This is a genomic window from Lysobacter koreensis (assembly GCF_042677045.1).
Lineage (GTDB): Bacteria > Pseudomonadota > Gammaproteobacteria > Xanthomonadales > Xanthomonadaceae > Lysobacter_K > Lysobacter_K koreensis.
The window spans coordinates 145,237-157,333 of record NZ_JBHTIH010000007.1 but is presented as its reverse complement, the minus strand read 5'-3'; the positions used below and the strand labels follow the sequence as shown (position 1 = coordinate 157,333).

Here is a 12,097-nt window from a genome sequence, read left to right as displayed (position 1 = left end):
GCTACCGACTCGGCTCAGCCGTCCAGTGACGCCAGCAGGAACAGCCGCGCCTTCTGCCAGTCGCGGCGGATGCTGCGCTCGGAGCGCTGCAGCAGGGCGGCGATCTCCAGTTCGGACAAACCGCCGAAGTAGCGCAGTTCCACCACCTGCGCCAGGCGCTGGTCGACCGCCGCCAGCTTGGTCAGCGCGGTGTCCAGGCCGAGGGTTTCCTCGTCCAGACGCAGGCCGCCCTCGATGTCCTCGGGCAGGTCGGTGACGCGGTGCAGGTCGCCGCCGCGCTTCTGCGCCAGCCGCTGGCGCGCGTAGTCGACCACCACCGAGCGCATCGCCGAGGCGGCGTAGGCGAAGAAGTGCGCGCGATCGTCGAACTTCGCCTCGCGGCGGCCGACGAGCTTCAGGTAGGCCTCGTGCACCAGCGCGGTCGCATCCAGCGTCTGGCCGTGCTGACCGGCGAGCTGGCGGCGCGCCATCATGTGCAGTTCCTGGTAGAGCGTGGCGAGCACGCGATCCAGTGCGCCGCGGTCGCCGCCGCGTGCCGCATCCAGCAGCAATGTGATGTCAGCCGTATCGGACATGCAACCTCCCCTGAGGCAAGTGGGCCGACTATAGCGCGTTCAGTTGTCGCGCAAAGCCGGTGCCGACGGGCTGGCAGCGCTGGGCAAGGGGGCGGGCGCGGCCGGAGTTCATGCCGCCCAGGGCCTGGAGTCGGCCGGGTTCGCGCGAGACGATCTGCCCGCGCGCGGGCGTTGTGCGTCGCAACGAATCGGCGCCGTGGCCGCGCGTTTCCAGGGCGCCGGCGCGTGCCGCCGGTCGGACAACTTGCGGATTTTTCGCCGCTGAAGGAAAAAGCAAGCACTTTCGGCCTGAAGTGTGACGGTGTTCGCGAATTCACCCCGCGGTTTCCGCTCGACTCCGCCGGCCCGTCGAGAGCCCGTAGCGCCGATCAAGGCGGGCAGTTCGCGCTGTTGATGTTCGTGTCGTTCCTTCCGAATCATCCCCCAGCACCGCCACCAAGGAGTTTCAACGCATGCACGCATCGTCCCTGACCGCCCGCCGGTCGTCCAAGCGCGCGACCCTCGTTCTCACCCTGTTTGCCGCCGCGCTGCCTGCCGGCGCCGCCGTCGCCAGCGACGCCTTCGACCCGCAGCTCAGTTTCGCCATGCAGCGCGACCTGGGCATATTCCCGCACCAGGTCGCGCAGTACCTGCAGACCGAGCGTGCCGCCAACTCGCAGGGCGCCATCGCCCAGCGCCAGCTTGGCGCGGGCTTCGCCGGCAGCTGGATCGAGCGCAAGGCGGACGGCTCTTTCCAGTTCGTCGTCGCCACCACGCGGGCCTCGCGCGCTGCAGCCGTGCCGGGCGCGACGATGCGCCAGGTCCGCCACAGCCTGCGCGACCTCGACGCTGCCAAGGATCGCCTCGACGGCATCTACGCGGTCGCACTCGACAGGCGCGCGGCGCTGCGTGGCGTGCATTCGTGGCATGTCGATCCCGTGACCAACAGCGTGACGTTGAGCATCGCGGCCGACGCGACGGACGCCGCGGTCGACTTCATCGCCCGCAGCGGCGCCGACCCCGACGCGGTGCGCGTGCAGATCGTGCCCGGCTGGCCGCAGACGACTGCGAACATCGTCGGCGGCTACGAGTACATCGTGAACAACGCGTCGTACTGCTCGGTGGGCTTCTCGGTCACCAAGGGCGCGCAGAAGGGCTTCGCCACCGCCGGCCACTGCGGCAGCGCAGGCAACAGCGTGAAGGTTGAAGGCCAGTCGGTCGGCTCGTTCCAGTCGTCGAGCTTCCCCGGCAACGACCGCGCCTGGGTCAGCGTCAGCAGCGGTCATACCCTGTACGGGCTGGTCTACAACTACAGCTCCGGCACCTATCCGCGGGTCATCGGCAGCACCGAGGCGGCGACCGGCGCGTCGCTGTGTCGCTCCGGTCGCACCACCGGCTGGAAGTGCGGCTCGATCACGGCGAAGAACGTGACCGTCAACTACTCGGTCGGCGCGGTGTATGGCCTTACCCAGACCAATGTCTGCACCGGCCGCGGCGACTCGGGCGGCAGTTGGATCACCGGTGCCGGCCAGGCGCAGGGCGTGACGTCCGGCGGCAACCTGCCCAACGGCAGCAACGACAACTGCTCGCTGCCGAGCTCGCAACGGCAGACGTTCTTCCAGCGCCTCAATCCGATCCTGAGCGCGTACGGCCTGACCCTGGTCCGCGGCTGATCGCAGCACGAAACGCAGAACGCCCCGGATTTCCGGGGCGTTCTCGTGCGTCAACCCGGAGCACCCGCGCGTGAACGCCGTACTGGCTGCGCCGCGATCATTGCAACCGACCCCGGCCTGCCTCGGCTGCCGTCATCATCGGTTGCCTCGACCGCGCTGAACCAGGTGTCGGGTTAGGCATCTAGCGCTGGCAGTGCGGGCACCAGACCGTGGTGCGCTGCGCGATCGCCGCCTGCTTCAACGGCCGCCCGCACTTCGGGCACGGTTCGCCGCCGCGGCCATAGGCCGACAACTCCTGTTCGAAATAGCCCGGCGCGCCATCGGGACTGATGAAGTCGCGCAGCGTGGTGCCGCCGCGGGCGATCGCGTAGGCCAGGATCGCCTTCACCGCGGCGGCGAGCAGCGCGTAGCGTTCGCGCGAGACCTTGCCGGCCGCGCGCAGCGGCGAGATCCCCGCGGCGAACAGCGCCTCGGCGACGTAGATGTTGCCCACGCCGACCACCACGCGCTGGTCCATCAGGAACGCCTTGACCGGCGCGCTGCGGCCGCGGCTGCGCGCGAACAGGTAGTCGCCGTCGAAATCGGCGGACAGCGGCTCCGGCCCCAGGTCGGCCAGCAATGGATGGACTTCGCCTGCGGGCTGCCACAGCAGGCAGCCGAAGCGGCGCGGGTCGTTGAAGCGCAGCACGCGCCGCGCGCCCGAGCCGCCTCCATCCAGCAGCAGGTCGACATGGTCGTGGGCGGTGACCGGCGTGTCGGATGGCAGCACCCGCAGGCTGCCGGACATCCCCAGGTGGAGCAGGGCGCTGCCGGCGGCGGTGTCGAGCAGCAGGTACTTCGCGCGCCGGCGCACCGCGTCGATGCGCTGGCCGGGCAGGGTGTCCTGGATTTCGGACGGGATCGGCCAGCGCAAGTCGGGCCGGCGCAGGGTCGCGGCGAGCACGCGCCGGCCTTCCAGGTGGGGGGCGAGGCCGGCGCGGGTGGTTTCTACTTCGGGGAGTTCGGGCATGGGGTGTCGGGCTGGGCGTGTTCCGGGCCGCTGCGGCGGCATGGGTAACGCGGCGTTGGAAGGTTGCGCGGCGCGGTTGTTCGCGGCGCGCCGCCAGCTTACGGCTTGCGTCGCACCGCGCCCGCACGCGTTCAGCCCGACCGCTTGCGCGCGCGCTGAACGACCCCCATCACAGTCCCTGCCCATACCCACGCGCACGGCCGCGGCGCGGTGGCATCATCGCTTCGGGCCGATCGGCCCAAAGCGCCCGGCGACACGTCCCGCGCGACCGCACCACTTGTGGAGTTCCAATGCCCGCTTCATTGCTCGACTTCCTCGCCGGCGGCTTCGCCCAGGCCGGCCTCGGCACGCTCGCGATCTATTTCCTGGCCGCGACCCAGCTGACCATCCTCTCGGTGACGCTGTACCTGCACCGCTCGCAGGCGCACCGCTCGGTCGACTTCCACCCGGCGCTCGCGCACGTGTTCCGCTTCTGGACCTGGCTGACGACCTCGATGATCACGCGCGAGTGGGCGGCGATCCACCGCAAGCACCACGCCAAGTGCGAGACCGAGGAAGACCCGCACAGCCCGCAGATCAAGGGCATCAGGACCGTGTTCTGGCGCGGCGTCGAGCTCTACCGCGAGGCGCGTGCCGACCGCGAGTCGATCGAGAAGTACGGCAAGGGCTGCCCGGACGACTGGATCGAGCGCCACCTCTACTCGCGCTACCCGACGCTCGGCCCGACTTTGCTGCTGTTCGCCAGCTTCGCGCTGTTCGGCTTCGCCGGCGTGGCGATCTGGGCGCTGCAGATGGCGTGGATCCCGTTCTGGGCCGCCGGCGTGGTCAATGGCCTGGGCCACTGGTGGGGCTACCGCAACTTCGAGACCGCCGACACCGCCACCAACCTCACCCCGTGGGGCTTCTGGATCGGCGGCGAGGAGCTGCACAACAACCACCACGCGTTCCCCAGTTCCGCGAAGTTCGCGTTGCGCCGCTTCGAGTTCGACATCGGCTGGAGCACGATCAAGCTGCTGCAGGCGATCGGCCTGGCCAAGGTGCTGCGCGTCGCGCCGTCGCTGGACGTGCGCCCGAACATCGCGATGCCCGACACCGAGACGCTCAAGGCGCTGCTCGCGATCCGCTTCCAGGCGATGACCGACTACTACCGCGCGGTCACCTTGCCGGCCCTGCGCGAAGAGAAGCGCCACGCCGCGCAGCGCGTGCGCGCGCTGCCGCGCACGTTGCGCAAGGGGCTGGCCGACGGCGGCCGCTGGCTCGACGACGACAAGCGCGCGCGGCTGCAGGCTTGGGTCGCCGAAAGCCCGCGCATGGCGCAGCTGGCGGACTTCCGCGCGCGCCTGGCGCAGGTGCTCGACGAGCGTTCCAACGATGCCCAGGCGACCTTGCAGAAGCTGCATGCGTGGTGCGCGGAGGCCGAGGCCAGCGGCATCCACGCGCTGCAGGCGTTCTCGGCGCGCATGAAGGGCTATGCCTTGGCGCCGGCGCGTGCGTGATCGCGCGCGCCCGTGGTCCGGCCGGCACCTGTGCGTGGCCGCGGCGGCACTGCTGACGTCGTCCGCGGCCCTGGCGCAGGTGCGCGCCAGCAGCGACTACCTGGGCAAGATGGACAGCAACGCCGACGGCCGCGTCGCGCTGGCCGAGTACCAGGACTGGATGGGCTATGCGTTCGCGCGCATGGACCGCGACGGCGACGGCGTGCTGACGCCGGCCGAGCTGCCCGGCGGCCGCGGCAAGCCGGTGCACCTGGCCGCCCACCGTGAATCGCTGGCGGCCGCGTTCCGCCGCCAGGACCGCAACCGCGACGGCGCGCTCGACGCGCGCGAGTTGGCGGCACCGCCGCAGTAACGCTCGCCGGCGTCGCCCCGACGCGACTGCGCTGGTTTACGCGGCGATCACAACGGCCGGACTAGCGTCGCCGCTGCCGGAAGTTCCGGTGACGAGGATGCCGTCATGGACGCAATGGGGATGCTGCAAACCGCGACCGCGCTGTTCGCGTTCGCGGCGTTGGGTGGCGTGGTGATGGCGGCGATCCGCCTGGGCGCCAAGCGCAATCCGCCGGCGTGGCTGGCGATGGGGCACGGCCTGCTCGCCGGTGCCGGGCTCACCCTGCTGATCTACGCCGCGCTGGCCGCGGGCATTCCGGGCACCGCGCAGATCGCGCTGGCGTTGCTGCTGCTGGCGGCAGCGGGCGGCGCGTTCATGAACCTGGTCTACCACTGGAAGCAGAAGCCGTTGCCGACCGGGCTGCTGTTCGGCCATGCCGGGCTGGCGGTGCTCGGCTTCGCGTTGCTGCTGTTCGCCGCGTTCGGCGGTGGCTGACCCAAGCCCACTGAATCAACCTGACTGACCCAACTTGACTGAACCGCGAGGACGCGACATGCCCCGATGGTGGATTCTCCCGTTGGTCGCCGCGCTGGCGCTGGCCGGCTGCGCCGAGCGCTCGCGGTTGTTGAACGGCGAGTCGGTCGGCCCGCAGCCGACCCTGCCGCCGCCGAACAAGACCCTGATCCCGACCGTGCACATCGCCCCAGCGGTCGGCTGGCCCGACGGCGCGACCCCGACCGCGGCGCCGGGCTTCGCGGTCAACGCGTTCGCGACCGGGCTGGACCACCCGCGCTGGCTGCACGTGCTGCCCAACGGCGACGTGCTGGTGGCCGAGAGCAACGCGCCGCCGCGGCCGGAGGATGGCAAGGGCATCAAGGGCGCGGTGATGAAGGCGGTGATGAAGCGCGCCGGCGCCGGCGTACCCAGCGCGAACCGCATCACCCTGCTGCGCGACGCCGACCGCGACGGTCGCGCCGAGCTGCGCACGGTGTTCCTGCAGGGCCTGAACTCGCCGTTCGGGATGGCGCTGGTCGGCGACACCCTGTACGTGGCCAATGCCGACGCCGTGGTCAGCGTGCCGTACCGCCTCGGCCAGACCGAGGTCACGGCCGCACCGACCCAATTGGTCGCGTTGCCCGGCGGCCCGCTCAACCACCACTGGACCAAGAACCTGCTCGCCAGCCGCGATGGCACGAAGCTGTACGTCACCGTCGGCTCCAACAGCAACGTCGCCGAGAACGGCATGGACAAAGAGGTCGACCGCGCGGCGATCCTGGAAGTCGACCTGCGCGCGGGCGCGGTGCCCGCTCCGGCGAACGCGAAGGGTTACCGCGTGTTCGCCAGCGGCCTGCGCAATCCCAACGGCCTGGCGTGGCAGCCCGATTCCGGCGCGTTGTGGACCGTGGTCAACGAGCGCGACGAGATCGGCAGCGACCTGGTGCCCGACTACCTGACCTCGGTGCGCGACGGCGGGTTCTACGGCTGGCCGTACAGCTACTTCGGCGCGCACGTCGACGCGCGCGTCAAGCCACCGCGGCCGGACCTGGTCGCTCAGGCGATCGTGCCCGACTACGCGCTGGGCACGCACGTGGCGCCGCTGGGACTGGCGTTCTACGACGGCGCGGCGTTGCCGCCGCAGTACCGCGGCGGCGCCTTCATCGGCCGCCACGGTTCGTGGAACCGGCGGCCGCGCAGCGGCTACGACGTGGTGTTCGTGCCGTTTGCCGGCGGCCGCCCGAATGGCCCGCCGCAAGCGGTGCTGACCGATTTCGTCAATGCCGACGGCAACGCGCGCGGCCGCCCGGTCGGCGTCGTGGTCGACGGCGCCGGCGCGGTGCTGGTCGCCGACGATGTCGGCAACGCGGTGTGGCGGGTCACGGCGAGCACGCCGCCGCCGGCAGCCGCGTCGCCCGCGCCTGCCGCCAGCACGGAACCGGCCAGCCGCAAATGAGCCCGGCGGCGGTTCCGCTGGACGCATTGCTGTGGGGGCTGCTGGGCTCCGTCGTGCTGCCGCTGTGGCTGCTAGCGGGCTTGGCCGACTACTGGGCGCACGCCCGCAGCGACATCGCCCACACCGCCGGCCTTCACGAGTCGGCGCTGCACCTGCTGCAGACCGCGCAGATCGGCGTGCCGGTGCTGCTCGTGCTGCTCGCCCGGATCAACGCGCTGACGCTGGCCGTGCTGATCCTCGGTGTCGCCGCGCACACGGTGACCGCCTACCGCGACGTGCGCTACGCCGCTGCGCGCCGCCACATCTCGCCGTTCGAGCAGTTCGTGCACAACTTCCTCAACGTGCTGCCGCTGGCGGCGTTGGCGATCGTGATCGTGCTGCACTGGCCGGCATTCCAGGCGCTGCTGGCGCTGGCCGAGGCACCGCCGAATGCGTGGACGCTGCAATGGCGCGAGCCGCCGTTCGAGCGCGCGGTGATCGCCGCGGTGCTGGTCGCGTCGCTACTGTTCGGCTTGTTGCCGGGGGTGATCGAGTTCGTGCGCACGCTGGCTGCCAGGCCGCCGGCCGGATCGCGCTGAAGTCCACGCAGCGAAACTCACTGGGTGATGTCGACATCCCTGGTCTCCGGCAGGAACAGCGTGCCGATCACCAGCGTCATCGCCGCGATCGCGATCGGGTACCACACGCCCTGGTAAATGTTGCCCGACGCGGCGACCAGCGCGAACGCGATCGTCGGCAGGAAACCACCGAACCAGCCGTTGCCGATGTGGTACGGCAGCGACATCGAGGTATAGCGGATCCGGGTCGGGAACAGCTCGACCAGCCACGCCGCGATCGGCCCGTAGACCATGGTCACGTAGATCACCAGGAGCGACAGCAGCGCGATCACCATCGGCGTGTTGATCCGCGCCGGGTCGGCCTGCTCCGGATAGCCGGCGCTGGCCAGCGCGGACTTCAGTCCGGCGTTGAACGTGTCGCCCGATGCCTTGAGCGCATCCGCGCTGCGGCCACTGCCCTCGAACGCGCTGACCACCGTGTCGCCGACCGTGACGCTGGCGACGGTGCCCGCCGGCGCCGCGACGTTCGCGTACGGCACGCCGCCCTTGGCCAGCGCCGACTTGGCGATGTCGCATGACGTAGTGAACCGGCTGGTGCCGACCGGGTTGAACTGGAACGTGCAGGTGTCCGGGTCGGCGGTGACCACCACCGGGCTGGTTCGGGCCGCGGCTTCGATCGCGGGATTGGCGTAGTGGGTCAGCGCCTTGAAGATCGGGAAGTAGGTCAGCGCCGCGATCAGGCAGCCGGCCATGATGATCGGCTTGCGCCCGACCCTGTCCGACAGCCAGCCGAAGAAGATGAAGAACGGCGTGCCGATCAGCAGGCCCGCGGCGATCATCAGGTTGGCCGACGCGGCCTCGACCTTGAGCGTCTGGGTCAGGAAGAACAGCGCGTAGAACTGGCCCGCGTACCAGACCACCGCCTGCCCCGCGGTCGCGCCGAGCAGCGCCAGCAGCGCGATCTTGCCGTTCTTCGAAAAGAAGCTCTCGGTGATCGGCGCCTGCGAGGTCTTGCCCTGCGCCTTCATTTCCTGGAACAGCGGCGACTCGGCCAGCTGCAGGCGGATCCACACGGATACCAGCAGCAGCACGAACGACAGCAGGAACGGAATGCGCCAGCCCCAGGCCTCGAACGCCTCGGGACCAAGGAAGTAGCGGCAGCCCAGGATCACCAGCAGCGACAGGAACAGGCCCAGCGTCGCGGTGGTCTGGATGAAGCTGGTGTACAGGCCGCGCTTGCCGTGCGGCGCGTGCTCGGCGACATAGGTCGCCGCGCCACCGTACTCGCCGCCCAGCGCCAGGCCCTGCAGCAGGCGCAGGCTGATCAGGATGATCGGCGCGGCGATGCCGATGCTGGCGTAGCCGGGCAGCACCCCGACCAGAAACGTCGACACGCCCATGATCACGATCGTGACCAGGAACGTGTGCTTGCGCCCGATCATGTCGCCGAGCCGCCCGAACACCAGCGCGCCGAACGGCCGCACCGCGAACCCGGCGGCGAACGCGAGCAGCGCGAAGATGAAGCCGCTGGTCGGATTCAACGCGGAGAAGAACTGCTTGGCGATGATCGCCGCGAGCGAGCCGTACAGGTAGAAGTCGTACCACTCGAACACGGTGCCCAGCGACGAGGCGAAGATGACCTTCTTGTGGCCCTGGGTGAGCCTGGGTTCGAGCGTGCCCGCGACAGGCGCGACGGTGGCGGTGCTGGACATCGGCGGCTCCCCGGTGGACAGGCCCTAGCGTGCCACGCGAGCGGCCCGGATCGGCAACGCGCTCGACCCGCCTCCACCCGGGTCGTCGGCCACGTCGATGCGGCAGAATCTGCCTACCCACGTTCCGGAGCACGTCCCATGACGCAGGCCGTCTATCCCGTCCGCGCGCAGTTCGCGCAGCGCGCGCGCATCGACCGCGCCGAGTACGAGCGCCTGTACGCGCAGTCGGTAGCGCAGCCGGACACGTTCTGGGGCGCCGTCGCGCAGCGCTTGGAGTGGATGACGCCGCCGACCCAGGTCAAGGACACGAGCTTCGCGCTCGCCGATTTCCGCATCCGCTGGTACGCCGACGGCGAGCTCAACGCCAGCGTCAACTGCCTCGACCGCCACCTCGCCGCGCGCGGCGACAAGACCGCGTTGATCTTCGAGCCCGACGATCCGGCGCAGCCGGCGCAGCGCATCAGTTACCGCGAGCTGCACGCACGCGTGTGCCAGCTCGCCAACGCGATGCGCCAGCTGGGCGTGCGCAAGGGCGACCGGGTCACGATCTACCTGCCGATGATTCCGGAGGCCGCGATCGCGATGCTCGCCTGCGCGCGCATCGGCGCGATCCACATGGTGGTGTTCGGCGGCTTCTCCGCCCACTCGATCGCCGACCGCGTCGCCGACTGCGGCAGCAAGCTGATCATCACCGCCGACCAGGGCCTGCGCGGCGGCAAACCGGTCGCGCTCAAGGCCAACGTCGACGCCGCGCTGAAGCTGCCAGGCACCAACTCGGTCGAGACCGTGCTCGTGGTGCGCCACACCCACGCCGCAGTCGACATGCAGATGCCGCGCGACCGCTGGTACGACGCCGTCGTCGACAGCCAGCCGACGCAGTGCGAGCCCGAGCGCATGAACGCCGAGGACCCGCTGTTCATCCTCTACACCTCCGGCAGCACCGGCAAGCCCAAGGGCGTGCTGCATACCACCGGCGGTTATCTAGTGTACGTGTCGTACACCCACGAGGCGGTGTTCGACCTGCGCGAGGACGATGTCTACTGGTGCACCGCCGACGTCGGCTGGATCACCGGCCACAGCTACATCGTCTACGGCCCGCTGGCCAACGGCGCGACCGCGCTGATGTTCGAAGGCGTGCCGAATTATCCCGACGTGTCGCGCTTCTGGCAGGTGATCGACAAGCACGCGGTCACCATCTTCTACACCGCGCCGACCGCGATCCGCGCGCTGATGCGCGAAGGCGACGAGCCGGTGCAGCGCACCTCGCGAAAATCTCTGCGCCTGCTTGGCACGGTCGGCGAACCGATCAACCCCGAGGCCTGGCGCTGGTACCACGAGGTGGTTGGCGACGCGCGTTGCCCGATCGTCGACACCTGGTGGCAGACCGAGACCGGCGGCATCCTGATCGCGCCGCTGCCGGGAGCGACCGACCTCAAGCCCGGCTCGGCGACCAGGCCGGTCTTCGGCGTGCTGCCGGCGCTGGTCGACGCCAGTGGCCAGGTGCTCGAGGGCGAGGCCGAGGGCAACCTGGTATTGCTCGACTCCTGGCCCGGGCAGATGCGCACGGTGTACGGCGACCACCAGCGCTTCATCGACACCTACTTCAAGACCTACCCGGGCACGTACTTCACCGGCGACGGCTGCCGCCGCGACAGTGACGGCGACTACTGGATCACCGGCCGCGTCGACGACGTCATCAACGTCAGCGGTCACCGCATCGGCACCGCCGAAGTCGAAAGCGCGCTGGTCTCGCACCCGAAGGTCGCCGAGGCGGCGGTGGTCGGCTTCCCGCACGACCTCAAGGGGCAGGGCATCTACGCCTACGTGACTCTGATCGCCGGCGAGGCGCCCAGCGACGAACTGCGCGCCGAACTGGTCAGGCACGTGCGCGCCGAGATCGGCCCGATCGCCACCCCTGATCATCTGCAATGGGCGCCGGGCCTGCCGAAGACGCGCTCGGGCAAGATCATGCGCCGCATCCTGCGCAAGATCGCCGAAGCCGGTTCGTCGCAGCTGGCCCCGGACCGGCTCGGCGACACCAGCACGCTGGCCGATCCGTCGGTGGTCGACGCGCTGGTCAAGGAGCGGTTGGCGAAGTGATGGGGTGGGCCGAGAGCAGGAGCAAATCCCCCCAGCCCCCCTTTTTCAAAGGGGGGAGCGCACGAGCGCTTTCACTCTCAAGCATTTCCGTTCCTGCATTGGCCCTTGCCGTTCCCCCCTTTGAAAAAGGGGGGCAGGGGGGATTTGCTTTGGCTCTCACCGCATACGCTCCACCACGACCCGCCAAATCACCTCCACCACCCCCTCCGTCTCCAGCAACACCTGCCGATCATCGAACCGCAGCACGCTCAAGCCCATCGCCCCCAGTGCTGCGTCGCGCAGTGCATCCGCCATGCGACCACCATCGGTGAAATGCTGCGCACCATCCAACTCCACCACCAGCCCCGCCGCAGGCGCGTAGAAGTCCACGATGAAAGGCCCAAGCGGTTTCTGCCGATAGAACGGCACGCCTGCGATTTGCTTGCGACGCACGCGATACCAGAGCCGTTGTTCCGCATCGGTCATCGCGCAGCGCAAGCTGCGTGAGTAGGGCTTGAGTCGGCGGTCGTAGTTCTGCATGCACCAAGCAAATCCCCCCAACCCCTTTTTACAAAGGGGGGAAGTGCACCAGCGCGGGTAGGACTTCCCCGCATCCGTCGCTGTTCCCCCCTTTGAAAAAGGGGGGCAGGGGGGATTTGCTCTTGCTTTTGGTCCTTGCCCTCCAACCGACCCCCCCATTCCCCCAAGCCCTGCTCCCGCGCTCCCGTGCCCGTG

At 69.7% G+C, this 12,097-nt stretch carries 11 protein-coding genes; 7 read left to right on the top strand and 4 right to left on the bottom strand.

Annotated features, from left to right (window positions below):
- Window positions 1–14: 14 nt before the first annotated feature.
- The gene (locus ACFQZQ_RS12780; RefSeq protein WP_386813240.1) at window positions 15–575 is read right to left on the bottom strand and encodes an ECF-type sigma factor; all 561 of its coding nucleotides are present in this window, start codon (window positions 573–575) and stop codon (window positions 15–17) included.
- Window positions 576–1,027: 452 nt separating this feature from the next.
- Between ACFQZQ_RS12780 and ACFQZQ_RS12775 the strand changes: the two genes are divergently transcribed.
- Entirely contained in the window at window positions 1,028–2,227 is a 1,200-nt protein-coding gene (locus tag ACFQZQ_RS12775) for a S1 family peptidase (RefSeq protein WP_386813239.1), read from the top strand.
- A 181-nt stretch (window positions 2,228–2,408) separates the two neighbouring features.
- Here the strand turns inward: ACFQZQ_RS12775 and mutM are convergent, their stop codons facing one another.
- Window positions 2,409–3,236: a bifunctional DNA-formamidopyrimidine glycosylase/DNA-(apurinic or apyrimidinic site) lyase gene (gene mutM / locus ACFQZQ_RS12770; protein ID WP_386813238.1), complete on the bottom strand. Its 828-nt coding sequence runs from the start codon at window positions 3,234–3,236 to the stop codon at window positions 2,409–2,411.
- Between the two features lie 290 nt (window positions 3,237–3,526).
- On the opposite strand from mutM, the gene ACFQZQ_RS12765 reads away from it, so the two are divergent.
- The 5 genes from ACFQZQ_RS12765 to ACFQZQ_RS12745 all read left to right on the top strand — a co-directional run bounded on the left by ACFQZQ_RS12765 (window position 3,527) and on the right by ACFQZQ_RS12745 (window position 7,592).
- Window positions 3,527–4,732: a DesA family fatty acid desaturase gene (locus ACFQZQ_RS12765; RefSeq protein WP_386813236.1), complete on the top strand. Its 1,206-nt coding sequence runs from the start codon at window positions 3,527–3,529 to the stop codon at window positions 4,730–4,732.
- Window positions 4,707–5,084 carry an EF-hand domain-containing protein gene (locus tag ACFQZQ_RS12760; protein ID WP_386813235.1) on the top strand — a complete coding sequence of 126 codons (378 nt, stop codon included), beginning with the start codon at window positions 4,707–4,709 and terminating at the stop codon, window positions 5,082–5,084. The genes ACFQZQ_RS12765 and ACFQZQ_RS12760 overlap by 26 nt, the downstream gene beginning before the upstream one ends.
- Window positions 5,085–5,189: 105 nt before the next feature.
- Complete coding sequence (locus ACFQZQ_RS12755; RefSeq protein ID WP_386813234.1) at window positions 5,190–5,558, top strand: hypothetical protein; 369 nt, start codon at window positions 5,190–5,192, stop codon at window positions 5,556–5,558.
- A gap of 58 nt (window positions 5,559–5,616) precedes the next feature.
- Entirely contained in the window at window positions 5,617–7,014 is a 1,398-nt protein-coding gene (locus tag ACFQZQ_RS12750) for a PQQ-dependent sugar dehydrogenase (protein WP_386813233.1), read from the top strand.
- Window positions 7,011–7,592: a hypothetical protein gene (locus ACFQZQ_RS12745; RefSeq protein ID WP_386813231.1), complete on the top strand. Its 582-nt coding sequence runs from the start codon at window positions 7,011–7,013 to the stop codon at window positions 7,590–7,592. The genes ACFQZQ_RS12750 and ACFQZQ_RS12745 overlap by 4 nt, the downstream gene beginning before the upstream one ends.
- A 17-nt stretch (window positions 7,593–7,609) precedes the next feature.
- On the opposite strand, the gene ACFQZQ_RS12740 is transcribed toward ACFQZQ_RS12745, so the two are convergent.
- Window positions 7,610–9,283, bottom strand: a complete 1,674-nt coding sequence (locus tag ACFQZQ_RS12740; protein WP_386813230.1) for an MFS transporter — start codon at window positions 9,281–9,283, stop codon at window positions 7,610–7,612.
- 138 nt (window positions 9,284–9,421) lie between these two features.
- On the opposite strand from ACFQZQ_RS12740, the gene acs reads away from it, so the two are divergent.
- A complete protein-coding gene (gene acs / locus ACFQZQ_RS12735) occupies window positions 9,422–11,383 on the top strand; it encodes an acetate--CoA ligase (protein ID WP_386813229.1) in 1,962 nt (653 codons plus the stop codon).
- A gap of 156 nt (window positions 11,384–11,539) precedes the next feature.
- Here the strand turns inward: acs and ACFQZQ_RS12730 are convergent, their stop codons facing one another.
- Entirely contained in the window at window positions 11,540–11,902 is a 363-nt protein-coding gene (locus tag ACFQZQ_RS12730) for an endonuclease domain-containing protein (RefSeq protein ID WP_386813228.1), read from the bottom strand.
- Between the last annotated feature and the right edge of the window lie 195 nt (window positions 11,903–12,097).

Bases quoted from the DNA above. Each gene is read 5' to 3' on its own strand.
- ACFQZQ_RS12780 (WP_386813240.1), bottom strand. From the start codon at position 575: ATGTCCGATACGGCTGACATCACATTGCTGCTGGATGCGGCACGCGGC.
- ACFQZQ_RS12775 (WP_386813239.1), top strand. From the start codon at position 1,028: ATGCACGCATCGTCCCTGACCGCCCGCCGGTCGTCCAAGCGCGCGACC.
- mutM (WP_386813238.1), bottom strand. From the start codon at position 3,236: ATGCCCGAACTCCCCGAAGTAGAAACCACCCGCGCCGGCCTCGCCCCC.
- ACFQZQ_RS12765 (WP_386813236.1), top strand. From the start codon at position 3,527: ATGCCCGCTTCATTGCTCGACTTCCTCGCCGGCGGCTTCGCCCAGGCC.
- ACFQZQ_RS12760 (WP_386813235.1), top strand. From the start codon at position 4,707: ATGCCTTGGCGCCGGCGCGTGCGTGATCGCGCGCGCCCGTGGTCCGGC.
- ACFQZQ_RS12755 (WP_386813234.1), top strand. From the start codon at position 5,190: ATGGACGCAATGGGGATGCTGCAAACCGCGACCGCGCTGTTCGCGTTC.
- ACFQZQ_RS12750 (WP_386813233.1), top strand. From the start codon at position 5,617: ATGCCCCGATGGTGGATTCTCCCGTTGGTCGCCGCGCTGGCGCTGGCC.
- ACFQZQ_RS12745 (WP_386813231.1), top strand. From the start codon at position 7,011: ATGAGCCCGGCGGCGGTTCCGCTGGACGCATTGCTGTGGGGGCTGCTG.
- ACFQZQ_RS12740 (WP_386813230.1), bottom strand. From the start codon at position 9,283: ATGTCCAGCACCGCCACCGTCGCGCCTGTCGCGGGCACGCTCGAACCC.
- acs (WP_386813229.1), top strand. From the start codon at position 9,422: ATGACGCAGGCCGTCTATCCCGTCCGCGCGCAGTTCGCGCAGCGCGCG.
- ACFQZQ_RS12730 (WP_386813228.1), bottom strand. From the start codon at position 11,902: ATGCAGAACTACGACCGCCGACTCAAGCCCTACTCACGCAGCTTGCGC.